The following is a 22,313-nucleotide window of genomic DNA, read 5'->3' on the forward strand; positions in this document are numbered from 1 at the left end:
ACTCCCATCTTCATGACCACCGGAGGCTCCATGTCGCCTCCGGACACCCACACGCTGGCCCCGACCACAGGCAGGTCATCTCATTTTCGGACTAGACGGCGGTGTGCAGCTTCGGAAGCGCGTCCACCAGCGGCGCCAGTTCCGGCACTTCCTGCGCCTCGGCCAGCGCCCGCTCCAGCGTGGCGTCGTGGCTGGGACGGGCCTCCTCCAGCAGCTTGATTCCGGCCGGGGTGAGTTCGGTGTAGATTCCGCGGCGGTCATCGGCACATAGGATCCGGGTGAGCAGGCCCCGGTCTTCGAGCCGGTTGACCAGGCGCGTGGTGGCGCTGGCGCTCAATGCGGTGGCGCGGGCCAGCTGCTGCATCCGCATATGCCAGCCGTCCTGGCGGCTCAGTGCATCCAGCACGGTGTACTCGACGACGGACAGCTGCGCCGCCGTCTGCAGCGAGCGCTCCAGCTCAGCCTCGATCAGTGCGTGCAAGGCTGCCAGGGTCCGCCAGCCTTGCGCCCGGACCTCAACTGCGTCGTCCTTGATGCCCATCAGTTCTTCCCTTCGGATCGGCCTGCCCGGCCGGAATTGACCCCGGATTGAGGCGGACCACAATTTAGTTGCTTGCGCGGCATAGTTGCTTGTGCAACAATAAATAACGCGTCTGCAACTACTAGCTTACGCTTCGCATTTCTTTCCGTACAGTTTTGAAGGAGCTCCTCCATGCCTATTGGCCTGATAGCACTCGCCCTCGGCGGGTTCGGGATCGGACTCACCGAGTTCGTCATCATGGGCCTGCTGCCCGAAGTGGCCGCCGACTTCCAGGTCAGCGAGGCCACGGCGGGCTGGCTTATCTCCGGCTACGCGCTCGCCGTTGTTGTCGGGGCGCTGCTCTTGACCGCGGCCGTGACGCGTTTCGAGCGCAGGCCGGTGCTGGCCGTGCTGATGGTGCTGTTCATCGCCGGCAATCTCGTCTCCGCCCTGGCGCCCGACTACTGGCTGATGATGCTCGGCCGCATCATCGCGGCGCTGGCGCACGGTGCCTTCTTCGGCATCGGTGCGGTGGTCGCGGCAAGCATGGTCGCCCCCACCAAAAAAGCCGGTGCGATCGCCATCATGTTTACCGGGCTCACGGCGGCCAATGTGCTGGGTGTGCCCTTTGGCACGATGCTGGGCCAGGCTGCGGGCTGGCGGTCCACTTTTTGGGCGATTACGGGCATAGGCGTCCTGGCGCTCGTAGGGATCCTGGCGCTGGTACCCAGGACGGGTGCGGGCGAGGCGGCCCCGGGAGGCTTGCGTGGGGAACTCCGGGCCTTCCGCTCCCGTCAGGTCTGGCTCTCGATCCTGGTCACCATCCTGGGCTACGGAGGCATGTTCGGCGCCTTTACCTACATCGCCTTTACCCTGACCGAGGTCACGGGGTTCTCTGCCTCCACCGTTCCGTGGCTGCTCATCCTGTTCGGTGTGGGCCTCTTTGTCGGCAACACCGTCGGCGGCAGGGCGGCTGACCGGAACGTGGACCGGACCCTGCTCGTGGCGCTCTCGGCGCTGGTGGTCGTACTCGTGGTCTTCGCCCTCACTGCCGGCAGCCAGCCGATGACCATTGCCTCCATGGTGCTGCTGGGCGGCTTCGGGTTCGCCACGGTCCCCGGGCTGCAGATGCGCGTCATGAAATACGCCACGACTGCCCCCACGCTGGCGTCGGGTGCCAATATCGGCGCCTTCAATGTGGGTAACGCCCTTGGTGCCTGGATGGGCGGCGTGACCATCACCGCCGGGCTCGGCTACACCTCGCCCATCTGGGCCGGCGCCGGAATTACCCTGCTGGGACTGGCGGTGATGGTGTTCGCGTCGGCTGCCGCTGCGAAAAGGCGCGACGGCGGCGCCTCCGCGGCGATTGCCCGCGGCGCGGACAGCGAACAGGAGAACGTGGAACCCCAACGGGCCTAGCCGCCGGCCACCAACCTGGGTCCGGGGCCGGATTTACGTGTTTACATCCTAATGTCAGGACAAACTATTGACATGAGTGAGGTAAATCACCATGATCGAGGTAGGCATTATTCCGGCGGCTGCACCGTAGCAGCCCGGAGCTGAGATCAAAGGAGATTCACGGTGGCTAAATTTTCCTGGCGCAAGGCAACCCTGGTGGCAGCGGTTGTGCCGATGCTGGCGATGAGCGCCTGTTCAAGCACCGGCGGCAGGCCCGCAGACTCAGGCAATGCGGCCGGCGGCGGCCAGGTTGCCACAACGGAACGGATCAAGATCGCCTTGATCACCCACGCTCCCGCCGGCGATACCTTCTGGGACACCGTCCGCAAGGGTGCCGAGGAAGCGGCGGCGAAGGACAATGTGGAACTGCTGTACACCGGCGATCCGGAAGCCGGCCGGCAGGCCCAGCTGATCCAGCAGGCCATCGACCAAAAGGTGGACGGCATCGCCGTGACCCTGGCCACCCCGGACGCCCTCAAGGATTCGCTGCAGAAGGCCACGGCCGCGGGCATCCCGATTGTCAGCCTGAACGCCGGTGAATCGGTCTCCTCCCAGCTCGGAGCATTCACCCACTTCGGATCCAACGAACAGCTCGCCGGACAGGCCGTGGGTACAAAGCTCGCCGACGACGGGTACAAGCACCCGGTCTGTGTGATCCAGGCACAGGGGCACGTGGGACTCGAAGCCCGGTGTGCCGGTGTGAAGGCCAAGGTGCCCGGGACCGAGATCTTGTACGTGAACGGCGCGGACATGACCTCGGTCGAGTCGACGGCGACCGCAAAGCTTCAGGCCTCCAAAGATGCTGATGTCATCATCGGCCTCGGCGCTCCCATCACCCTGACGCTCCTGAAGTCCGTGGCGACCGCCGGAAGTTCGGCGAAGGTTGCCAGCTTCGACCTGAACAAGGAACTGGCCCAGAAGATCGACGACGGCAGCGTGCTGTTTACGGTGGACCAGCAGCCATGGCTGCAGGGCTACGGAGCCGTCGACGCCATCTGGCAGAACAAGCGCGGCGGCTTCAAGATCGGCGGCGGCCAGCCCGTCCTGACCGGACCCGCGATCGTCGACAAATCAAATGCAGCCGATGTCCTGAAGTTCGCCCAGCAGGGCGTCCGCTAACAGCCCGCTGGCCGGGCCGGCTGCGGCCGGCCCGGCAGCAAGGAGAATTATCATGACCACCACCCAGACAAAAACAACCACTCCGTCAGCGGCGGCCGATGAGCGCGTCGCCAAGCGCAGTCCGTTCCAGAAGCTCCTTGGCCGGCCCGAGGTCGGTGCCCTGGTCGGCGCGATCGTCCTCTTCGTCTTCTTCGCGTTAGTGTCACCGACCTTTACCCAGCCCGGTGCCCTGGCGACCATTCTGTACGGCAGCTCCACGATCGGGATCATGGCGGTGGGTGTGTCCTTGCTGATGATCGGCGGGGAGTTCGACCTTTCCACCGGTGTCGCGGTGATCACCTCGGCGCTGACGGCGTCGATGTTCAGCTGGTACTTCACCACGAACGTCTGGGTCGGCGTCGGACTGGCGCTGGTGGTGTCCTTGTCCATCGGCTTCATCAACGGCTGGATCCTGATCAAGACCAAGCTGCCCAGCTTCATCGTCACCCTGGCCACGTTCCTGATGCTGACCGGCCTGAACCTGGGCCTGACCCGCCTGATCGGCGGCTCCGTGTCCTCACCCTCGATCTCCAACATGGACGGCTTCGCCTCCGCCCGGGCCGTGTTCGCTTCCTCGGTCAGCATCGGCGGCGTCGATGTGAAGATCACGGTGTTCATCTGGATCGCGCTTGTCGCCGTAGCCACCTGGGTGCTGATGCGGACCCGGGTGGGCAACTGGATCTTCGCCGTCGGCGGCGACGCGAACGCCGCCCGCGCCGTGGGTGTCCCGGTCAGGGCCACCAAGATCGGCCTGTTCATGGCCGTAGGGTTCTGCGCCTGGATCCTGGGCATGCACAACCTCTTCGCCTTCGACACCGTGCAGTCCGGTGAGGGCGTGGGCAACGAATTCCTCTACATCATCGCCGCGGTCATCGGCGGCTGCCTCCTCACCGGTGGCTACGGTTCGGCGATCGGCGGTGCGATTGGCGCGTTCATCTTCGGCATGGCCAACAAGGGCATCGTCTACGCGCAGTGGAACCCGGACTGGTTCAAGTTCTTCCTGGGCCTGATGCTGCTGCTGGCCACTATCGTCAACCTCATCGTCAAGCGCCGCGCGGAACTCAAGTAAAGGGGCTAAGAGAAATGAATGCCAAAGAGATCGACCAGCAAACGCTGCTCCAGAACGAAACAGACACCCTGACCCACACCCCCGTCCATCTCCTGTCCCTCGAGGGAGTCGGCAAGCACTACGGCAACATCATCGCCCTGAGCGACGTCACGATGGCGGTGGACAACGGCCGCGTCACCTGCGTCCTCGGCGACAACGGCGCCGGCAAGTCCACGCTGATCAAGATCATCGCCGGCCTGCACCAGCATGACGCCGGGGTGTTGAACATCATGGGTGAGGAACGGAAGTTCGATTCGCCCCGGGACGCCCTGGACGCCGGCATCGCCACCGTCTATCAGGACCTCGCCGTGGTGCCCCTGATGCCGATCTGGCGCAACTTCTTCCTCGGCTCGGAGCTGACCAGCGGCTTCGGCCCGTTCAAAAGCATGGACGTCCAGAAAATGAAGGACATCACGCTCAAGGAACTCGCCGCGATGGGCATCGACCTCCGCGACGTCGAGCAGCCCATCGGCCAGCTCTCCGGCGGTGAACGCCAGTGTGTCGCGATTGCCCGTGCCGTGTACTTCGGCGCGAAGGTCCTGATCCTGGACGAGCCCACCGCCGCCCTGGGAGTGAAGCAGTCCGGCGTCGTGCTCCGTTATATCCTGCAGGCCCGCGACCGCGGCCTCGGCGTCATCTTCATCACGCACAACCCGCACCACGCCTTCCCCGTCGGCGACCGGTTCCTGCTGCTCAAACGCGGCAAGTCGATCGGCTACTACGACAAGAAGGACATCACCCTGGACGAGCTCACCGCCCAGATGGCCGGCGGCGCCGAACTCGCCGAACTCGCGCACGAACTCGAACAACTCGGCGGCCACGGCGACGTGGTCAAGGAAGTCCAGAGCGAAGTCGCCGACGTGGCCCAGACGACCGGCAAGACGTACCAGTAACTGCCGTCCCAATTCCGAAAGGACAAGCCTTTGGCTTACCTGACTCACAATCCCTCAGAAGTCTCCCGGCCCGTGCTCATCGGGCTGATCGGCTCCGGCTGGATGGGCGCTTTCCATGCCGAAAGCATCGCCCGCCGCGTCCCGGGCGCCGAGCTCGCGGCCATCGCTGATCCCAATGTGGAGTCCGCCGCGGCGCTGGCATCCGCCCTCGGCGCCCGCAAGGTGACGGCCGACGCCGCCGACATCCTGGCCGACCCGGAGATCGACGCCGTGATCATCGCCAGCCCGGCCCGCTTCCACTCCGCCCTGATCGGCCAGGCGGCCGCCGCCGGCAAGCACGTGTTCTGCGAGAAGCCGGCCGGACTGGGCCTGGCGGAGCTCGACGCCGCGCTGGCCGTTGTGGAGTCAGCCGGAGTGCACTTCCAGGTCGGCTTCAACCGGCGGTATGCGGCGGACTTCCAGGCCGCCAAAAAGGACCTCGCCGCCGGAACCGTCGGGACGCCGCAACTGCTGCGCTCGCTGACCCGGGATCCGGGCACGGGAAGCATTCCACACGCGGCCAGGGTCCCGGCCTGGACCGTCTTCCTGGAAACCCTGATCCACGACTTCGACACGCTGAACTGGTTCAACGAGGGCGCCGAGCCGGTGGAGGTCTACGCGGTCGCCGATGCACTCGTGGAACCCGGACTCCGCGACCAGGGCTTCCTGGACACAGCGGTCGTAACCATCCGCTACGGCAATGGGGCCATCGCGGTGGCCGAAGCGAACTTCAGCGCCCTCTACGGCTACGACGTCCGCGGCGAAGTTTTCGGCTCCCGGGGCATGGTGCAGGCCGGGCGGGCCACGGAAACCGATGCCCGCCGGTACACCGCCGACGGGGTGTCCGCGGACACGCCGCGGCTGAACGTCGAGCTCTTCCGCCAGGCCTACACGGATGAACTGGCCGACTTTGCCGACGCCGTGCGCGCACGGCGGGACGGCACGGCGCCGCCGTCGACCGCCTACTCGCTCCGGCCCGGGGCAGGGGACGCCCGGCGGGCGCTGGCCATGGCGCTGGCCTGCATCGAGTCGGTCAAGCGCGGCACCCCGGTGGCCGTCCACGAGTCGGCAGTTCTCTGATGCGCCTGGCGGTCTGCGCGGAGATGGTCTTCACCGAGCTCCCGTTCACCGAGCGGGTGCGCCGGATCCACGAGGCCGGTTTCGACGTCGAACTCTGGGACTCCCGGTCCAAGGACATCGCTGCGCTGAAAGCCACCGGAGCGGTGTTCTCCTCCATGACGGGATACACCGCCGGCAGCCTGGTGGACCCCGACACGGCGGACGACGTGGTGCGGACGGCGGAGTCGCTGATCCCGACCGCCCTGGAGCTCGGGGTGAGCCGGATGGTGGTGCACCCGGCTGAACTCATCGACGGCCAGGCGGCGCGCCCGGTCTACCGGTCCAGCGGCCGGATGTGGACCACCGGGGCCCGGACCCTGGAACGGCTCGGCAGGCTCGGCGAGAAGTACGGGGTGACGTTCTGCCTCGAGAATCTCAACACCGTCCTCGACCACCCCGGCATTCCTCTCGCCCGCGCCAAGGACACCCTGGCGCTTGTGCAGGCTGCCGGCCACCCGAACGCCCGGCTCATGCTGGACCTGTACCACGCCCAACTGGGCGAGGGAAACCTGATCGAGCTGGTCCGGGCCGCGTTGCCCTATCTCGGTGAGATCCAGGTGGCAGACGTTCCGGGCCGCTGTGAACCCGGGACCGGTGAGATCAACTACGCGGCTGTCGCCAGGGCACTCGCGGCGGCAGGCTATGACGGAACGGTGGGTATGGAAGCCTGGGCCAGCGGCGACAGCCATGCCGCGCTGGAGGGCTTCCGGGCAGCCTTTACCGTGCCCGCACTACAGGCGGGAGTAAACGCATGAAAGACGTAATCCTCGGACTGGTCGGGGTGGGGCGGATCGGCGTTATGCACGCCAACAACATCACGGCGCTCAACGACGTCCTGAATCCGCAGGGCCTGAACGTCCGGCTCCGGCTCACCGACGTCGCGGAGGACCACGCCCGGACCGTCGCCACGGGGCTCGGCGCCGAGTTCCTGCCCTCCGTGGCGGCGCTCCTCGCGTCCGGGCTGGACGGACTCGTCATCGCCACGGGAACCGGGACCCATCCTGAGCTGATCAGGGCCGGAGTGGATGCCGGCATCCCGGTCTTCTGCGAGAAGCCCGTGGCCCTGAACGTGGCCGACGCCCTGCCCGTGCTCGACTACATCCGTTACCGGCACGGGGTGGTCCAGATCGGCCACCAGCGCCGCTTCGACGCCGGCTACCAGGAGGCCCGGCGCGCCTACCAGGCCGGGGAACTGGGCTGGATCCATTCGCTGCGCGCCGTCACCTGCGATATGGCACCGCCGCCGGTCGAGTTCTTGGCCAGCTCCGGCGGGCTGTTCCGGGACTGCTCGGTGCACGATTTCGACATCCTGCGCTGGCTGACCGGCCGCGAAATCGTCGAGGTGTATGCCCGGGGCTCCAACAATGGGGACCCGGCCATCGGCGCGGCCGGCGATGTGGACACTGCCCTTGCGCTGGTGACGTTCGACGACGGCACCGTGGGGACGGTATCTGCCACGCGCTACAACGGGGCGGGCCACGACGTGCGGCTGGAAATCCAGGGCTCCCGCGGTTCGCTGATGGTCGGGCTGGACGACAAGTCGGCGCTGGCCTCGGCCGAAGCCGGGATCCCGTTCCCGGCCGGCGAGCCGCACCGGACCTTCGCCGAGCGGTTCGACCAGGCCTACCGCTCCGAGATGGCGGCCTTCGTCGAGATGATCCTGGGCCGCCGGGACAATCCCTGCACCCCGGAGGATGCCGTGGCTGCCTCCCGGGTCGCGGACGCCGCCCAGGAATCCCTCGCCACCGGCGTGCCGGTCCGGGTGGTCCAGACCGTGGCCCGCTAAACAGACGCTGCACCCCGGTTCCGCCGCCGGGCAGCGCGCAAAGAACCCCCGGGGCCAGTTCAAAGGGGCCCCGGGGGTTCATTTGTGGCTAAATCTCGCCCGGCCAGACCAGGCCCGGGTCCTGGGCCCGGTTCAGGCGCCGAAAGGCAGCCGCGGGTCGAGCTCCTGGCCTTCCCAGGTCTGGCGGATCCAGCCGTGGTGCGGGTCGTCGCTGATGAGCCAATCGCGGACCGGGCCGGGGCCGGCCATCACATTGAGGTAGTACAGGTCGTAGCCGGGGGCTGCCATGGCGGGGCCGTGCCAGCCGTACGGCACCAGGACGACGTCGCCGGTCCGCACCTCCGCGGCGACATCGATGGGCCGTAAGTCCGAGGCATACACCCGCTGGTAGCCAATCGCGTCGTCCGCTCCGGGCCGTGCCGGGGCGCCGGGCGCCACCCGGGTCTCAAAATAGTAGATTTCCTCGAGGCTGGTTTCGCCGTCCTTTTCCTCGTCGTGCTTGTGCGGGGGATAGGAGGACCAGTTACCGGCCGGCGTAAGGACCTCGCAGACGATGAATCGGTCCGCCTCCAGCGCAGCGGGCGTGCCAAAATTGTGGACCTGGCGGGAGCAGTTGCCGGCCCCGCGCAGTTCAACCGGCGTCTCCGCGGCCGTGATCAGGCGGGTCGGGTAGGAGGCCCTGGCCGGGGCAGTGGCGACGGCGACGCGTCCGCCGTCGGGCGAACTGATGGTCACGGCCTTCCCGGTTCCCGTGTAGAGGACGTCGCTGGGCCCGCCGAAGACGCTCTCCCGGCCGGCCAGCCGGTACTCCCCGCCGTCGACAGCCACCGTGAAGGAACCGTTGAGCGGGACCACGATGCGTTCCTCGTCAGCGGCGGGAAGCTCGACGGCGGCCCCGGCTCCCAGCGTGGCGACCTTCAGCCCGGTGTGGGCCCAGCCCTCCACCTCCACGGCGGAATCGGAGGTTCCCAGCGAGACGTCCCAGCTGCCATGGGCGGCGGTGCCGAGCGGATAGACCCAGTTGGCCATGAGTTCTGCCTTTCGTTGGCGCTGACGCTTATCGTTGGACGAGGGTCATTTCGAAGCTGTAGGAATCCGCGCGGTAGACGTGGTGGCCGGTCTCGACCTGGCGCCCGGTATCGTCCACCGCGGTGCGCTCCATGGTGACCAGGGCGGAGCCAGGGGTGGTTTCCAGCATGGTCGCCTGGTAATCGTTGGCGATCATCGCGCCGATCCGCTGTGAGGCGAGCCGGAAGTTCACGCCGCCGTTGCGGAGGATCCCGTAGAGGCCCTGTGAGCCCAGGAGCGCTTCGTCGATGGTGGTGATGTCATCGCGCACCCAGTTCTCCATCAGCGCCAACGGTTTGCCGCCGACCTTCCGGAGCCGGGTGAAGTGGTAGACCTTGGCGCCGGCGGGCAGCTGCAGTGCCGCCCGGGTGGCGGCGTCGGCCTCATCGTGGGAGAAGCTCAGGACCTCGGTGGTGGGCTTGCTGCCGTTGTTGCTGAGATCGTCGAAGAGGCTGGAGAGTTCGAGGGGGCGCCGGACCTGGCTGGAGACCACCTGGGTGCCGACGCCACGCTTTCGCACCAGGAGGCCGGAGCGGACCAGCTCGTCCATGGCCTTGCGCATGGTGGGGCGGGAGAGGTTCAGCTGGGCGGCCAGGTCGATCTCGTTGTCGAGGCGGCTGCCCGGCGGAAGCACGCCGCCATGGATCGCGGCTTCGATGCCCTGGACCACCTGGTGGTAGAGCGGCACCGGGGAGGACCGGTCGATGGTGAGATTGAGGTGATTAGCCACTTTTTGAATAGCCACTGTTGAAGCGCTCCCTTGTGCCCCGGACCGGAACCCCGGTGGGGCCGCCAGTCATCTTTCCCGGCGTATGTTCTCTTGATAGGACATACTGCCTAAGTTGATAGTAGCAGGGGGCGGCCGGGGATGTCAGGACGCGATCGTCCGGTACTCGCGGCAGATTTCAACGAAGGCGCGGAACGGGGCCAGCCGTTCTTCGGCCGGGAGTTCCCGGGCTTCGGGGTGCCACTGCACGGAGGCAACCCAGCGCCCCGGATCCTCCAGCGCCTCCACCGTCCCGTCCGAAGCCACGGCCGTCACCACGAGCCCGTCGGCGACCCGGCCCACGGCCTGGTGGTGGCCGGAGGCAATCTTGACCGTGACACCCGCGGTGCCGGCGCCGTACAGTCCGGCAACCTTGCTTCCGCCCTGCACCTCGACCTCGTGCCAGGCCCAGGGCCCGGCGCCGTTCACCGGCGCGGGTTCCCGGTGGGCGACGGTCCCCGGATCCATGTCCTGGATCAGCGTTCCGCCATAGAGGACATTCAGGAGTTGGTGTCCCCGGCAGACGCCGAGCACGGGCAGGCCGGCATCGATCGACCACCGCGCAACGGCCAGATCAAGTTCATCCTGGGCGGGGCTGACGTCGTAGCAGGCCTCCCCGGGCAGCTCGCCATAGCTTCGGGGGTCCAGGTCGCCGCCGCCCGGCAGGACGACGCCGTCCAGCGCCTCGAGCGGCTCTGCCGGCGCGGCCAGCAGCACCGGTTCGCCGCCGCCGTCGCGCACCAGTTCGACGATGTAGTCAAAGAGTTCGTTGGCCTCCGCCACCCGCGGATCCGGGTCGGTCGAGCTGCTGAGCCGGACGGGAATGCCGATGCGGGGCCGGCTGCTGCGGGGGAGGGGCGGAGTCTGCATGATTTATTCTGCAACAGATCCGCCGGGACTAGGATTGCCGGATGACCAACAGATATCTCGTGTCCCGCAGCCGCTTCATTGCGGCCGCTCCGGAAGCCATCTTCGAGGTGCTCGCCACGCCCGCGCTGCACAGCGTGATCGATGGCTCGGACACCGTGAAGGGTGCCCAGCCGCGCGGCCCCGAACGGCTCGCGCTGGGTGCGAAGTTCGGCATGGACATGAAGCTGTTGCTGGACTACAAGATCCTCAACACGGTGTGCGAGTTCGAGGAGGGCCGGCGGATCGCCTGGCGGCACTTCGGCGGCCACGTCTGGCGGTACCTGCTGGAGCCCGCCAACGACTCCGCGGGTAACCCGGGAACCCTCGTCACCGAACAGTGGGATGCGCGGGACGTGCGCGCCAGGATGCTCCTGCGCCTGGCCGGCTACGTCCGCCGTCACCCGGCCAGCATCGAGCAGACCCTCGCCAAGCTTGACCTTCATGTCACCTCGGACGCCGCGTCCGGCACGGCCGGCACCGCCGCGGACCACCAGCACTAGCGACGCCGGATGAGTGCTGCCCGCAGCCTGCACCCGAGTCCGCGCACGCTGGAGGTCGACAGCCTGGACAGCTTCGACCGGCTGGTGGCGGCCGGGGCCAGGACCATGCAGGGCTGGCACGCCCAGTCGCTGGACCTGCGCGGACGGACGGCGCCGCTTGCGGCCATGAACGCGCAGGGCGCGATCTTCCTCGGCTGCACCTTCGACGCCGGTGTGGAGGACTCGCTGCGCGGCCGCGGTGCCCTCATTTTCCCCCGGCTCGAGGCGGTACCGTTCAACCCCTACCGCGCGCGGCTCTACACCCCGCAGGAGCTCTACCGGGGGATCTCCGATTCACGCTACGAGGAAACGCCGGACGCCAGGGTCTACCAGTGGAGCATCCGGCCGGGACAGCGCCATCGCCTGGACGCGACCCTGGCCGCGGCGCTGCATGACCACTCAATCGGCGATGCCCTCGACGAACTGACCCGCTCGGAACTCTGCGTCGGCCGGACCATGGTGGGTGTGATGGGCGGGCATGCCGCGCACCGCGGTTCCGGCGTCTTCGAGGAGGCCGCGCTGCTCGGGCGGCTGCTGGCCCGGGACGGCCGGGTGGTGGCTACCGGCGGCGGCCCCGGCACCATGGAGGCCGCCAACCTTGGCGCCTACCTCAGCGCCGCCACGGGGCAGGAGTTCCGGCGGGCACTGGACGACCTCGCCGCGGTTCCCGGGTTCCGGCCCTCCGTGTCAGCGTGGGCGCGTTCCGCCGCCGCCGTCGTCGAACGCCATCCGGAGGGCACGCCGTCGCTGGGGATCCCCACCTGGTTCTACGGGCACGAGCCGCCGAACTACTTCGCCACCCACATTGCCAAGTACTTCGCGAACGCAATCCGCGAGGCCGTCCTGCTGGAACTCTGCAACGGCGGCATTGTTTTCCTGCCCGGCTCCGGTGGCACGGTGCAGGAGATTTTCCAGGATGCCTGCGAGAACTACTACGGCACCGCGGAAACCATCATGCCGATGGTGCTGGTGGGGCAGGAACACTGGCTCCGGCGCTACCCGGCCTGGCCGCTGCTGCAGAGCCTCGCCGCGGGACGGCGGATGGAGAGCCGGATTTTCCTGGTCGACACCGTGGAGGAAGCGCTCGCCGTCCTGGACCGCTGAGTGCTCAGAGGTCCTTGCGGCACTGGGCTTTGCCCAGCTCGTACAGGCCGTTCCGGTCGCCGGCGGCCAGCCCGTCCGGCGCGCCGATCTCGGGGTACATCAGCTGCACGGGGTCGTCCACATGCTCCAGCCCCATGACATGGCCGAGTTCGTGCAGGATCACCGCTGTGGCGTACGCGGCGCCGTCCTTCCTGCTCAGGTCCTCGGCGATCTGCGGGGCATCGAGTTCCAGGCTGCCGGTGACGAAGCTCTTGGGTCCGGCGCCGAAGCTGAAGTGGGTGCTGCCCCCGGTGCCGATCACCGGGCCCTTGAGCTGCGGGGCCTGGTCCGGGGTGGTCCACGCGATCAGCAGCGGAGCCCAGCGTTCCCCGTAGACCGCGGGCTGATACGGGATGCGGGACTGGGAGGGCGCCTCGGCGGTTGCCCCGTCGTCGACGAACGTGATGCCGGTCGCCCGCGAAATCGTCCCGATCGCGTCCTCCACCAGGCGGGCGGCGCCCTCCGGGGCAAGCGCCGCATTGACCACGAAGTGCAGCGGCCGGCACGGCGAATAGCCCACCGGGGTGCCGTCGTCATTCATGGCCAGGAACCGGTACGAGCTGCTGGCGGCGGCCGGCTTCTGCGGGCGCCCGAGCGGCTCGTCCTGCTCTTCGAAGCCAGCCGGGGGAGTGTCGGTGCGCACGGCCTGGGCGGATGCCGGACGCCCGGGCTCGCTGGGGACCGCTGTGCCCGCCCCGGCCCCGCGGCTGACTTCGAAGAGACCGGCGAAACGTGGGTCCCCGTAGATGTAACCGGCCGCCAGGAACGCGGCACCGGCAATCACCGCGGCGGCGGCGAGGCCGCGGGTAACCCGCCACGTGGTGCGGGCGCTGCTGTGGCGCGGTGTCCGGTCCCGGAACTCAGGACCGTCCATTACTCGATCACGGCGCCGAAGGCCAGGCCCAGCAGATAGGTCACGCCGGCGGCGCCGATCCCGATCGCCAGTTGGCGGAGGCCACGGCTGGTCGGGGACGTACCGGACAGGAGCCCGACGACGCCGCCGGTCAGCAGCAGCGCCAGGCCCACCAGGACGGCGGACAGCACGAGGGCCGCGACGCCGGTCATGCCCAGGATGAAGGGCAGGATCGGCACCACGGCGCCGGACGCGAAGAAGCAGAAGCTCGACGCCGCCGCGCTCCAGGCGGTGCCGACGGCTTCGTGTGCGTCAGGCGTTTCCGGCAGCTCCGGGTGCAGCGAGAGGCTGGGATCGCAGTCGCAGTCAAGCAGGCCCATCCGTTCCGCGACGCGGTGTTCGGCAGCCTCCCGCGACATCCCGCGGGCCAGGTAGACCAGCAGGAGTTCGTTGTGTTCGATGTCCAGTAGGGGTGCGGCCGCCAGCGTGATCTGGGTGGGGCGGGTCGCGGCCAGGAGTTCGCGCTGGGAGCGCACGGAAATGAACTCGCCTGCCCCCATCGACAGCGCACCGGCGAGCAGCCCGGCGATCCCGCTGAGCAGGACCACGGAACTGCCCACGCCGGAGGCGGCCATGCCCATGACCAGGGAAAGGTTGCTGACCAGCCCGTCATTGGCGCCGAAGACGGCGGCGCGGAAGGTGCCGGCCATCCGGTTGCGCCCGCGGGTGGCGAGGCCCCGAACGACTTCCTCGTGGATCTGTTCGTCGGCGACCATGGCCTGGGTGGCGGAGGGGTCGGTGGAGTACGGTGAACGGCTTTCGGCCCGCTGCGCGAGGGCCAGGACGAACACGGAGCCGAAATGGCGGGCGAGGAAACCCAGGAACTGGCTGCGGAGCGAGGCCTGGCGGGGGCGGCCGGCGTGGCCGCCGAGCAGTTTGAGCCAATGCGCCTCATGGCGGCCTTCGGCTTCAGCCAGTGCGAGCAGGATCTCGCGCTCCTCGCCTTGGCGGTTCTGGGCCAGTTCTCGGTAGACGGCGGCTTCGGCCCGTTCGTCGGCGAGGTACTGCCGCCACCGCTTGATGTCCGCGGCGCTCGGTGGAGCCGGTTCCGGGGCGGCCGGGGTGGGCGCAGCCGGTGATGCGGCCGGTGACGCGGCAGTTGTCCCGGGGGCGGGTTCGCGGTGGGGGTCCGGGTTGAAGGGGTCAGATGTGGCGTGCTGGGACACGGAAGCTCCTGGGCTCGAAAAGGGCATGGTTCGGCCCCATTGCGTATCCAGAGTACCCCGTATTTCCGCGGATTTTCGGCTGGCGATCCTCAGTGCAGAGTTTAGGCCAACCGTAATAAATGCCAGGCCGCGCGGCCGTACCGGGCCGTTGGGTTGCGGCCTGCTGGGAGCTCTTGACCGTCCGGGTTCCCGGTGTTCGAATGAAAGCCAGGGCGGGCTCCCCGGGGACTTCGCCGCCACCCCAGCGACACGGAGGTTGCATCATGGACAATATCGGCTCAGGTCCAAGTCAGCCGGCGCGGGATTCCCTCGAGTCCGACCCCGCCTACGACTATGCCGAGGACGCGCCCGTGAGTGATGCCGCGGAGACTGAGGAAGAAGGGCTGCTGGAGGAGGCGGATCGGCTCGTTCCGCTCGGCGAGGAGGACTTCCTGGGGGACGAGACGCCGGTGGTGCCCCTGGAAGGGGAAGAATTCCTTGAGCCGGAGGAAAATGAGTGATTCTCCCAACCTTCTGAGTTTGTTAAAGGTCGACGGTGGCGCCCCCGGTGAGGGGAGCGCCGCCGTCGACCTTTAGCCCGCGGTCACGACCCTGGGGTCACGAGCCGACCGCGTCGGGAACCTCAGTGGGTCAGGACGGGAACCTGTTCGTCCTCGGCGGCGCCGCCGGCGACCCGCCGGCGCCAGTTGGCCATGACGGCTGGATCGGTCGGTGCGGTCAGCAGCGACACCGCGATGTAGACCACCGCGGAGGCCAGCAAGCCGTAGTAGATCGGTTCGTTGGCGTAGATTCCGTCCAGCGGCACCTCGGCGTTGATCTCCAGGATGATCATGGTGCCGAGCGTGATGACCGAGCCCACGGCCATGGAGGCGGCCGCGGCGGCTCCGGTGCCGCGCTTCCAGATCAGGCCGCCGAGGATGGCGACGAGGAGACCGCCAACGAGGATGTCGTAGGCGATGGTGAGTGCCGCGACAACGTCCTTCGTGACGATGGCGATGACGATCGCCACCACGCCGAGGCCCAGGACCCACATGCGGTTGGCCCTAACGTCGTGCTCCGGGTTGTCCGTGTCGTCCGTGTTGATGTTCTTGCCGAACCAGCTGGCGACGAACGGCAGGACATCGGCGCGGGCCACGGTGGCGGCGGCGATCAGGGCGCCGGAAGCGGTGGACATCATGGCGGCGACGGCCGCGGCGAGCACCAGGCCGCCGATGCCGATCGGCAGCAGGTTGGTGGCGACCTCGGCGTAGACCACGTCCTTGCCGAGGGCCTTGACGTCGATGTCCGGCAGGGCAACACGGGCGCCGAGGCCGATCAGGGCGCCGGCCGCACCGTACAGGATGCAGTAGATGCCGGCGGTCGCGCCGCCCCAGCGGGCGACCGTGGGGGTCTTGGCGGTGAAAACGCGCTGCCAGATGTCCTGGCCGATGAGCAGGCCCAGGGTGTAGACGACAAAGTAGGTGATGATCGTCTGGAGGCCGATCCCGTCGACCTGAAAGAAGCTGGCATCGACGCGGGCACGGATGCCCTCCAGGCCGCCGGCGGCGTTGAGTGTGAACGGCAGCATCAGGACGAAGATACCGACCGTCTTGATAACGAACTGGACCTGGTCGGCCAGGGTGATGGACCACATGCCGCCGATGGTCGAGTAGACCAGGACAATCGCGCCGCCAATGGCGATGGCGAGGGCACGGTCCCAGCCGAAAAGCACCACGAAGATGGTCGCGTAGGCGCCGGTGGATGTGGCGCAGAGCATCAATGTGTAGGCGAGCATCACGATGCCGGAGGTCTGGGTGGCGTGGCTGCCGTAGCGCAGGCTCAGCATCTGGGAAACGGTGTAGATCTTCAGTTTCTGGATGGTGCTGGCAAAGAGCAGGCTGAGCAGCAGCACGCCGGCGCCGATCGCGACCACGAGCCACATGCCGGAGATGCCGAACTTGTAGCCCAGGCCGACGCCGCCGACGGTGGAAGCGCCGCCGAGCACGACGGCGGCCATGGTTCCGGTGTAAAGAAACGGGCCGAGGCGGCGCCCGGCCACCAGGAAGTCGCTGTTGTTCTTGGTGCGGGACTTACCCCACCACCCAAACGCCAGCATGGCGGCCAGGTACACCACCACAATGGCGATGTTGACGAAACTTGCGTCCATTAGGGGCTCCTCGGAGCTGTTCGGAGCAGGGCTGAACCCGCCGGCACGCAACAGAGTGTCGGGGATCAGGTGCTTCTTGACGGGTATGGTGACGCGTATCCGGATGGAGTGGCCCTCAGATCGGGCCACACCCCGGCCGCAGCAATTGCCTAATAGGCAACCTTTGTTGCCAAAGCCTATGATGTGATCCGGGTAACAGTCAAGACGTATTACGCGTCGCGGGTGGATCCGGCCTCCGGGGGATGCGGTCCCGCTAGTATTGCTCCAATGATGGGGCCGAGCGGCCGGCCGTGAAAGGTTCCTAAATGAAGGCTCTACCAGTTGAACCGAGCAACGTTCCGGTTGCTATCGGTTCGCGGATCCGTGCCGCACGGCAGTCGCAGCGGCTCACCATCGAGCAGGTTGCCGACGCCACCGGGCTGACCAAGGGTTTCCTCAGCCGGGTCGAGCGCGACCTCACCTCACCCTCGGTCGCGTCCTTGGTGACCCTGTGCCAGGTGCTCTCCATCTCCATCGGCGACCTCTTCGCCGCCCCGGAAACGCATCTCACGAAAAAGAACGAGGGTCCGCGGATTTCGCTGGGCGGCGAGGGGATCGTGGAGCGGCTGCTGACCGCGCGCTCGGAGCGCCGGGTGCAGATCATCCAGGCCGTGATCGAGCCCCGCGGCCGTGGCGAATCGGAACTTTACGCGGTGGACTGCGATGTCGACGTGCTGCACGTTATCCAGGGCAGCATCCGGCTGATCCTCACGAACGAGGAATTCGAACTGCACTCGGGGGACACCGTGACCTTCCCCGGCCGCGAGCCGCACACCTGGGTGAATCCGACCGACGAGGCCGTCGAGGTCCTCTGGGTGCTGGTCCCCGCCGCGAGCCGCTAGGTTCCCCGCCGCGAGCCGCAACCCCTACCGGCCCGGCCCGGCCCGGCCCGGCGTTCCTGCCCAGTTACTGGGCCCGCGCCGGCTGCCGTCAGATGGCGAACCCCGGAATTCCGTGGGTGCCGCCGGGCGGGCGCCGGAGCAACTGGGAGGGAGCGTCAGTGGACGGCGGCTCCGGCCCGCGGGCGGCGGCCCAGCACGGCACGGACCTCAGCCAGAACGCGCTGCGGCTCAAACCAGATGTGTTCGGGCATATACCGGAGCACGGCAAAACCGCTGAGTGTCGAGGCGTTGTTCCGGCCCAGGTCCCGGCGCAGAGCCTCGCGGTTGGAGTGGAAGGCAAAGCCGTCCACCTCCACAATCAGGAATCCCTCGAGCAGGAAGTCGACCCGGCCAATTCCGGGCAGATGGACCTGGGCGTCGTAGCCAATTCCGTTGGTGCGGAACAGGTGCTGGGCGTCCACCTCCACAATGGACTCGGCCCGCAGATCCAGAAGACGCAGCGCCTTCAATGCCGGCCCGGATCTGTCACCAAGGAGCTGGTCCTTGAGCAATTCCAAGGGCACGCCATGCAGGCGCATCGCCGAGGTAGCGATCGCCGTTGATGCCGGAGGTGCGAGGCAGCTCATGGCATGAAGCACGACGTCCTCGACCGCGGCCAGGGGCAGCGACGGATGGCCGTCAAAGCGAACCGTCCGGTGCCGGACGAAGCCATCTCCATGTCCGTGGGTGCAGGCCAGATGGTGCTGCGCTGGCGCCTCCCGCAGCCACAGCCCGTAGTGTCCGGCCGCGCTGGCGCAGCTGACCCGGGCATTGTGCCGTACTGCGGCCATGAGCTCGGGTCTGCAGTCGGGAAGGGCGAACACCCCCCGCCGCAGGTGCCGCGCACCGGCGTCGGCCAAGTGGGCGATGTCTGTCCGGGAAAAGCCGGCGGCCAGCAATTGCCTGGTCCGGGCGACGCCACCGAGCCGGGCCAAATACTCCAAGGGGTCCATAGAGCCAGTACATGGTGTGGCGAACGGCTGCGGAACCGGGCAGCGGGGCTATCTGGACAACTGGCACCAGGGGAGTCCGCGCTCCTGCCCAGTTACCCGCCGCGGCACCGGACCCTGGCGGCGGTGGAGCCCCGGGTTTCCGCGGTTCCGCGGGGGCGCCGGCCGACAGCGGGGGAAAGCAACTGGGCTGGAACGCAGAGGCCCGCCAGCACTCACGAGCTCAGGTAAACATTTGATGCACAAGAGGCAACTTCGTGTGTATGATGGCTGTCACACCCGTCGGTCAATCCTCGAAGGAGAGGCGTTCTTTTGGAAGAGCTGCGCATCGAGGCCAATGGCAACCTTGGCCCCATCGATTCATCCCGCATTCCGCGCTACGCGGGAGCCGCCACCTACGCGCGCCTGCCGCGGCTGGACCAGGTCGCGAAGGCGGACGTCACCGTTGTCGGCGTGCCCTTCGACTCGGGCGTCTCCTACCGCCCGGGCGCCCGCTTCGGGTCCAACCACATCCGCGAGGCCAGCCGGCTGCTGCGCCCGTACAATCCGGCGTGGGACGTCAGCCCCTTCGAGAACATCCAGGTGGCCGACGCCGGCGATATGGCGGTCAACCCCTTCAACATCCATGAAGCGATCGAGACCATCCAGCAGAATGCGCTGGACCTGACGGCCTCCGGCAGCAAGCTGCTGACGCTCGGCGGTGACCACACCATTGCGCTGCCGCTGCTCCGCGCCGCCGCCGAATGCGCCGGCCAGCCCATCGCCATGCTGCACTTCGATGCGCACCTGGACACCTGGGACACATACTTCGGCGCCGAATACACCCACGGCACCCCGTTCCGCCGCGCCGTCGAGGAAGGCATCCTGGATACCGAGGCCATCAGCCACATCGGCACCCGCGGCCCGCTCTACGGCAAGAAAGACCTCGACGACGACCACCGGTTCGGCTTCGGCATCGTTACCTCCGCCGACGTCTATTACCAGGGTGTGCTGGAAACCGTCGCCAAGGTCCGGGACCGGATCGGGAACCGTCCGCTCTACATCTCCGTGGACATCGACGTGCTGGATCCCGCCCACGCGCCCGGCACGGGAACGCCGGAAGCGGGCGGCATCACCAGCCGCGAGCTGCTGGAAATCATCCGCGGACTCCGCGGGATGAACCTGGTCGGGGCCGACGTGGTCGAGGTCGCACCGGCCTACGACCACGCCGACATCACCGGCGTCGCCGCCAGCCACGTCGCCTATGAACTGGTCACGCTGATGGCGGACCGCGCAATTGACGGCGACCGCTTCGGCGCCGCCACCGGCTACGCCGCCCAGGCCCTCGGGCAGGAATCCCGCCGCCCGGCCGGTTTCGCGGCTCCGACCGCCCCGGCCGCCCAGCGCGTCGAGAGCGGGGTCTCCCAGTGACCGGCGTCCGCAACGGCGGCGACCTCGTCGTCGAGACCCTCGAGGCGCTTGGCGCCAAAACCGTCTTCGGAATCCCGGGCCAGCACGCGCTGGGTCTCTTCGACGCCATGGGCCGCGGAAACCTGCACTTCGTCTCCTCCCGGGTGGAGAACAACTCGGCCTTCGCCGCGGACGGGTACTCCCGCGCCACCGGCGAGGTGGGTGTCCTCTTCCTCTCCACCGGCCCCGGCGCCCTGACCTCGCTGGCCGGGCTGCAGGAGGCCTACGCCACCGGCGTTCCGATGGTGGTCGTCGCCAGCCAGATCCCGCTGGAGGGGCTTGGCGCCCGCCGCAAGGGCATGCTGCACCAGCTCGATGACCAGAAGGCCTCGGCCGCGAACGTCACCAAGAGCCAGCGGCTCATCCAGCATGCCTCCGGCATTCCCTCCGCCATCCAGGACGCCTGGACCGAGGCGATCTCCTCGCCGCAGGGCCCCGTCTGGCTCGAAATCCCGCAGAACGTGCTGCTGGATCCCATCATGGTGCCTCCGGTGGAGGACGCCCTCGCCGAGGCGGCCGACAATCCGCCCCGGGTGGAACTGGTCCGCGAAGCCGTGAAATGGCTCGCGACGGCGGAGCGCCCCGCCATCATCGCCGGCGGTGGCACCCGCCGGGGCCGGGCCGAGAAGTCGCTGCTCTCCATCGCGGAGAAACTGCGGGCCCCGGTCATCTGCACCCCCGGCGGGAACGGCGCGTTCCCGTGGAACCATGAGCTCTCGCTGCAGGCCTGGATTGAGGACCAGTACATGACGGAGCTGCTCGAGGACGCCGACGTGCTGATCGTGGTGGGCTCCTCGCTCGGCGAAGTCACGTCCAACTACTTCACCTTTGCGCCGCGCGGCAGGATCATCCAGATTGACGCCGAACCGCGCGTGCTGGAATCCAACCGCCCCGGCCTTGGGATCCGGGCCGACGCCGGCCAGGCGCTCGCCGCCCTCGACGCGGCCCTGGACGCCGCGCTCACCGACCGGCACGAAGCCCGCGCTGACTGGCACGGCACCCCATCCGAGACCCTGGTCAAGGAAAACCTGGCCAAGGTCAAGGCGCGGCTGGAATCCCAGGACCTCGGCAAGGAGCTGAAGTTCATGGCCGACATCCGCGAGGCCGTGCCCGCCACCATGCAGACGTTCTGGGACATGACCATTTCGGCCTACTGGGCCTGGAGCTGCTGGGATGCCCGCGAAGGCCAGTTCCACTCCGCGCAGGGCGCCGGGGGGCTCGGCTTCGGCTTCCCCGCGGCCATCGGCGGTGCCGTCGGCCTGGAAACCACCGGCAGCCCCGGCGCTTCGGCCCGGGTGCTCGCCGTCTCCGGCGACGGCTCGGCTATGTACTCCATCTCCGAGCTGGCCACGGCCAGGCAGCACAATGTCCCCGTCACCTGGCTGATCGTCGACGACGGCGGCTACGGCATCCTGCGCGAATACATGGTCGGCGCCTTCGGCCAGGCCACGGCCACGGAACTCGCCCGCCCTGACTTCGTTAAGCTGGCCGAGGCCTTCGGCGTTCCGGCCGTCCGGGTCGCGCCGGAGGATGTCGGGGACGCGCTCAAGGCCGGTTTCGCCGCAGACGGGCCGAACGTCGTCGTCGTCGAAACCCTGCTCAAGATGTTCGCCCCCACCCATGTGGGGGCCTGAGCACCCCGCCCAGGCCACGGCGCGGACCGGCAGCACTGCTGCCGGTCCGCGCTTGGCATTTAAGCCCCAAAAAGGGTTAGTTTCCCAAAGTAACTAAATTTCTGATATATTGTTGCCTTAGGCAAACAAAGAGGGGGCCGTTATGGCAGTAGCGCAGGACACCGCAGCCAAACTCGTCCGCCAGATCTTCGATCTGCAGCGCGCCGTCCGTTGTGTCGCCGCGGTCAAGCTCCGCGGGGAAGACACCGGGGTGGCGCTGCAGGGCGTCCTGCGCTTCGTGGGGGAGGGGGAAGCCCGCGCCACCACGCTTGCGGAGCGGCTCGGTGTGAGCGCCCCGGTCCTGAGCCGGCACGTTTGCGAGCTCGAGGAACAGGGCTACGTGGTCCGCCGGCCCGACCCCCTGGACGGGCGGGCACAGCTGATCGCGCTTTCCGCGTCCGGAGCCGCGAAGCTGCGCTCGATCGAGGACCAGCGCGCCGCCACCCTCCTCGGCTTCCTGCAGGACTGGAGCGAGCAGGACGTCGAAGAGACCACGAAGACCTTGCAGAAACTTGCTGAGTCCCTCAGGACCTCAGCCCGGGCAACGACGGCCGGTTCCATTAATACGACCGAAATTGTTTAGGAGACCC

The 22,313-nt window shown here is 67.9% G+C and carries 22 protein-coding genes; 14 read left to right on the forward strand and 8 right to left on the reverse strand.

What is annotated here, in order from left to right; translation table 11 throughout:
• Positions 1 to 91 precede the first annotated feature (91 nt).
• The gene (locus J2X01_RS18680) at positions 92 to 541 is read right to left on the reverse strand and encodes a MarR family winged helix-turn-helix transcriptional regulator (protein WP_310060949.1); all 450 of its coding nucleotides are present in this window, start codon (positions 539 to 541) and stop codon (positions 92 to 94) included.
• 171 nt (positions 542 to 712) lie between these two features.
• Between J2X01_RS18680 and J2X01_RS18685 the strand changes: the two genes are divergently transcribed.
• The 7 genes from J2X01_RS18685 to J2X01_RS18715 all read left to right on the forward strand — a co-directional run bounded on the left by J2X01_RS18685 (position 713) and on the right by J2X01_RS18715 (position 8,081).
• Positions 713 to 1,939: an MFS transporter gene (locus J2X01_RS18685; RefSeq protein WP_310060953.1), complete on the forward strand. Its 1,227-nt coding sequence runs from the start codon at positions 713 to 715 to the stop codon at positions 1,937 to 1,939.
• A gap of 162 nt (positions 1,940 to 2,101) precedes the next feature.
• Positions 2,102 to 3,097 carry a substrate-binding domain-containing protein gene (locus tag J2X01_RS18690; RefSeq protein WP_310060957.1) on the forward strand — a complete coding sequence of 332 codons (996 nt, stop codon included), beginning with the start codon at positions 2,102 to 2,104 and terminating at the stop codon, positions 3,095 to 3,097.
• Between the two features lie 52 nt (positions 3,098 to 3,149).
• Positions 3,150 to 4,205 (forward strand): ABC transporter permease, encoded by a 1,056-nt coding sequence (locus J2X01_RS18695; protein WP_310060961.1) that lies wholly within the window; start codon positions 3,150 to 3,152, stop codon positions 4,203 to 4,205.
• Positions 4,206 to 4,219: 14 nt separating this feature from the next.
• Positions 4,220 to 5,137, forward strand: coding sequence for an ATP-binding cassette domain-containing protein (locus J2X01_RS18700; protein WP_310060963.1), 918 nt, complete (start codon positions 4,220 to 4,222; stop codon positions 5,135 to 5,137).
• Between the two features lie 30 nt (positions 5,138 to 5,167).
• Positions 5,168 to 6,256 (forward strand): Gfo/Idh/MocA family oxidoreductase, encoded by a 1,089-nt coding sequence (locus J2X01_RS18705; RefSeq protein ID WP_310060966.1) that lies wholly within the window; start codon positions 5,168 to 5,170, stop codon positions 6,254 to 6,256.
• A complete protein-coding gene (locus J2X01_RS18710; protein WP_310060968.1) occupies positions 6,256 to 7,050 on the forward strand; it encodes a TIM barrel protein in 795 nt (264 codons plus the stop codon). The genes J2X01_RS18705 and J2X01_RS18710 overlap by 1 nt, the downstream gene beginning before the upstream one ends.
• A complete protein-coding gene (locus J2X01_RS18715; protein ID WP_310060971.1) occupies positions 7,047 to 8,081 on the forward strand; it encodes a Gfo/Idh/MocA family protein in 1,035 nt (344 codons plus the stop codon). Before J2X01_RS18710 ends, J2X01_RS18715 begins: the two co-directional genes overlap by 4 nt.
• A 132-nt stretch (positions 8,082 to 8,213) precedes the next feature.
• Here J2X01_RS18715 and iolB read toward each other — a convergent pair whose 3' ends face one another.
• The 3 genes from iolB to J2X01_RS18730 all read right to left on the reverse strand — a co-directional run bounded on the left by iolB (position 8,214) and on the right by J2X01_RS18730 (position 10,785).
• Positions 8,214 to 9,110 carry a 5-deoxy-glucuronate isomerase gene (iolB, locus tag J2X01_RS18720; protein WP_310060975.1) on the reverse strand — a complete coding sequence of 299 codons (897 nt, stop codon included), beginning with the start codon at positions 9,108 to 9,110 and terminating at the stop codon, positions 8,214 to 8,216.
• A 28-nt stretch (positions 9,111 to 9,138) separates the two neighbouring features.
• A complete protein-coding gene (locus tag J2X01_RS18725; RefSeq protein ID WP_310060978.1) occupies positions 9,139 to 9,879 on the reverse strand; it encodes a GntR family transcriptional regulator in 741 nt (246 codons plus the stop codon).
• A gap of 141 nt (positions 9,880 to 10,020) precedes the next feature.
• Positions 10,021 to 10,785 (reverse strand): gamma-glutamyl-gamma-aminobutyrate hydrolase family protein, encoded by a 765-nt coding sequence (locus J2X01_RS18730; RefSeq protein WP_310060981.1) that lies wholly within the window; start codon positions 10,783 to 10,785, stop codon positions 10,021 to 10,023.
• Between the two features lie 41 nt (positions 10,786 to 10,826).
• On the opposite strand from J2X01_RS18730, the gene J2X01_RS18735 reads away from it, so the two are divergent.
• Positions 10,827 to 11,324, forward strand: coding sequence for an SRPBCC family protein (locus tag J2X01_RS18735; protein WP_310060984.1), 498 nt, complete (start codon positions 10,827 to 10,829; stop codon positions 11,322 to 11,324).
• 9 nt (positions 11,325 to 11,333) lie between these two features.
• The gene (locus tag J2X01_RS18740; protein WP_310060986.1) at positions 11,334 to 12,467 is read left to right on the forward strand and encodes an LOG family protein; all 1,134 of its coding nucleotides are present in this window, start codon (positions 11,334 to 11,336) and stop codon (positions 12,465 to 12,467) included.
• A gap of 4 nt (positions 12,468 to 12,471) precedes the next feature.
• Here the strand turns inward: J2X01_RS18740 and J2X01_RS18745 are convergent, their stop codons facing one another.
• Together J2X01_RS18745 and J2X01_RS18750 are read right to left on the reverse strand one after the other, a co-directional pair.
• A complete protein-coding gene (locus J2X01_RS18745) occupies positions 12,472 to 13,380 on the reverse strand; it encodes a matrixin family metalloprotease (RefSeq protein WP_310060989.1) in 909 nt (302 codons plus the stop codon).
• Positions 13,380 to 14,585: a VIT1/CCC1 transporter family protein gene (locus J2X01_RS18750; RefSeq protein WP_310060991.1), complete on the reverse strand. Its 1,206-nt coding sequence runs from the start codon at positions 14,583 to 14,585 to the stop codon at positions 13,380 to 13,382. The genes J2X01_RS18745 and J2X01_RS18750 overlap by 1 nt, the downstream gene beginning before the upstream one ends.
• A gap of 263 nt (positions 14,586 to 14,848) precedes the next feature.
• Between J2X01_RS18750 and J2X01_RS18755 the strand changes: the two genes are divergently transcribed.
• On the forward strand, positions 14,849 to 15,085 hold the full coding sequence (locus J2X01_RS18755) for a hypothetical protein (protein ID WP_310060994.1): 237 nt from the start codon (positions 14,849 to 14,851) through the stop codon (positions 15,083 to 15,085).
• A 122-nt stretch (positions 15,086 to 15,207) separates the two neighbouring features.
• Here J2X01_RS18755 and J2X01_RS18760 read toward each other — a convergent pair whose 3' ends face one another.
• Positions 15,208 to 16,731, reverse strand: coding sequence for a sodium:solute symporter family protein (locus J2X01_RS18760; protein WP_310060996.1), 1,524 nt, complete (start codon positions 16,729 to 16,731; stop codon positions 15,208 to 15,210).
• Between the two features lie 305 nt (positions 16,732 to 17,036).
• Here J2X01_RS18760 and J2X01_RS18765 point away from each other — a divergent pair, with 305 nt between their 5' ends.
• Complete coding sequence (locus J2X01_RS18765; protein ID WP_310060998.1) at positions 17,037 to 17,612, forward strand: helix-turn-helix domain-containing protein; 576 nt, start codon at positions 17,037 to 17,039, stop codon at positions 17,610 to 17,612.
• Between the two features lie 155 nt (positions 17,613 to 17,767).
• Here the strand turns inward: J2X01_RS18765 and J2X01_RS18770 are convergent, their stop codons facing one another.
• Positions 17,768 to 18,604 carry a DUF559 domain-containing protein gene (locus J2X01_RS18770; protein WP_310061001.1) on the reverse strand — a complete coding sequence of 279 codons (837 nt, stop codon included), beginning with the start codon at positions 18,602 to 18,604 and terminating at the stop codon, positions 17,768 to 17,770.
• Between the two features lie 309 nt (positions 18,605 to 18,913).
• Between J2X01_RS18770 and speB the strand changes: the two genes are divergently transcribed.
• The 3 genes from speB to J2X01_RS18785 all read left to right on the forward strand — a co-directional run bounded on the left by speB (position 18,914) and on the right by J2X01_RS18785 (position 22,306).
• The gene (gene speB, locus J2X01_RS18775; protein WP_310061004.1) at positions 18,914 to 20,011 is read left to right on the forward strand and encodes an agmatinase; all 1,098 of its coding nucleotides are present in this window, start codon (positions 18,914 to 18,916) and stop codon (positions 20,009 to 20,011) included.
• Positions 20,008 to 21,684, forward strand: coding sequence for a thiamine pyrophosphate-binding protein (locus J2X01_RS18780; protein ID WP_310061006.1), 1,677 nt, complete (start codon positions 20,008 to 20,010; stop codon positions 21,682 to 21,684). The genes speB and J2X01_RS18780 overlap by 4 nt, the downstream gene beginning before the upstream one ends.
• Before the next feature lie 142 nt (positions 21,685 to 21,826).
• Positions 21,827 to 22,306, forward strand: a complete 480-nt coding sequence (locus J2X01_RS18785) for a MarR family winged helix-turn-helix transcriptional regulator (RefSeq protein ID WP_310061011.1) — start codon at positions 21,827 to 21,829, stop codon at positions 22,304 to 22,306.
• The last annotated feature ends 7 nt before the right edge of the window (positions 22,307 to 22,313 follow it).

The organism is Arthrobacter ginsengisoli (assembly GCF_031456935.1).
In the GTDB taxonomy this organism is placed as follows: Bacteria; Actinomycetota; Actinomycetes; order Actinomycetales; family Micrococcaceae; genus Arthrobacter; species Arthrobacter ginsengisoli.

What these genes read in the sequence shown, in the direction of transcription:
- J2X01_RS18745 (WP_310060989.1), bottom strand. Translation starts at nt 13,380, where the DNA reads ATGGACGGTCCTGAGTTCCGGGACCGGACACCGCGCCACAGCAGCGCC.
- J2X01_RS18685 (WP_310060953.1), top strand. Translation starts at nt 713, where the DNA reads ATGCCTATTGGCCTGATAGCACTCGCCCTCGGCGGGTTCGGGATCGGA.
- J2X01_RS18735 (WP_310060984.1), top strand. Translation starts at nt 10,827, where the DNA reads ATGACCAACAGATATCTCGTGTCCCGCAGCCGCTTCATTGCGGCCGCT.
- J2X01_RS18730 (WP_310060981.1), bottom strand. Translation starts at nt 10,785, where the DNA reads ATGCAGACTCCGCCCCTCCCCCGCAGCAGCCGGCCCCGCATCGGCATT.
- J2X01_RS18695 (WP_310060961.1), top strand. Translation starts at nt 3,150, where the DNA reads ATGACCACCACCCAGACAAAAACAACCACTCCGTCAGCGGCGGCCGAT.
- J2X01_RS18680 (WP_310060949.1), bottom strand. Translation starts at nt 541, where the DNA reads ATGGGCATCAAGGACGACGCAGTTGAGGTCCGGGCGCAAGGCTGGCGG.
- iolB (WP_310060975.1), bottom strand. Translation starts at nt 9,110, where the DNA reads ATGGCCAACTGGGTCTATCCGCTCGGCACCGCCGCCCATGGCAGCTGG.
- J2X01_RS18710 (WP_310060968.1), top strand. Translation starts at nt 6,256, where the DNA reads ATGCGCCTGGCGGTCTGCGCGGAGATGGTCTTCACCGAGCTCCCGTTC.
- J2X01_RS18765 (WP_310060998.1), top strand. Translation starts at nt 17,037, where the DNA reads ATGAAGGCTCTACCAGTTGAACCGAGCAACGTTCCGGTTGCTATCGGT.
- J2X01_RS18715 (WP_310060971.1), top strand. Translation starts at nt 7,047, where the DNA reads ATGAAAGACGTAATCCTCGGACTGGTCGGGGTGGGGCGGATCGGCGTT.
- J2X01_RS18785 (WP_310061011.1), top strand. Translation starts at nt 21,827, where the DNA reads ATGGCAGTAGCGCAGGACACCGCAGCCAAACTCGTCCGCCAGATCTTC.
- J2X01_RS18700 (WP_310060963.1), top strand. Translation starts at nt 4,220, where the DNA reads ATGAATGCCAAAGAGATCGACCAGCAAACGCTGCTCCAGAACGAAACA.
- J2X01_RS18760 (WP_310060996.1), bottom strand. Translation starts at nt 16,731, where the DNA reads ATGGACGCAAGTTTCGTCAACATCGCCATTGTGGTGGTGTACCTGGCC.
- J2X01_RS18770 (WP_310061001.1), bottom strand. Translation starts at nt 18,604, where the DNA reads ATGGACCCCTTGGAGTATTTGGCCCGGCTCGGTGGCGTCGCCCGGACC.
- J2X01_RS18755 (WP_310060994.1), top strand. Translation starts at nt 14,849, where the DNA reads ATGGACAATATCGGCTCAGGTCCAAGTCAGCCGGCGCGGGATTCCCTC.
- J2X01_RS18740 (WP_310060986.1), top strand. Translation starts at nt 11,334, where the DNA reads ATGAGTGCTGCCCGCAGCCTGCACCCGAGTCCGCGCACGCTGGAGGTC.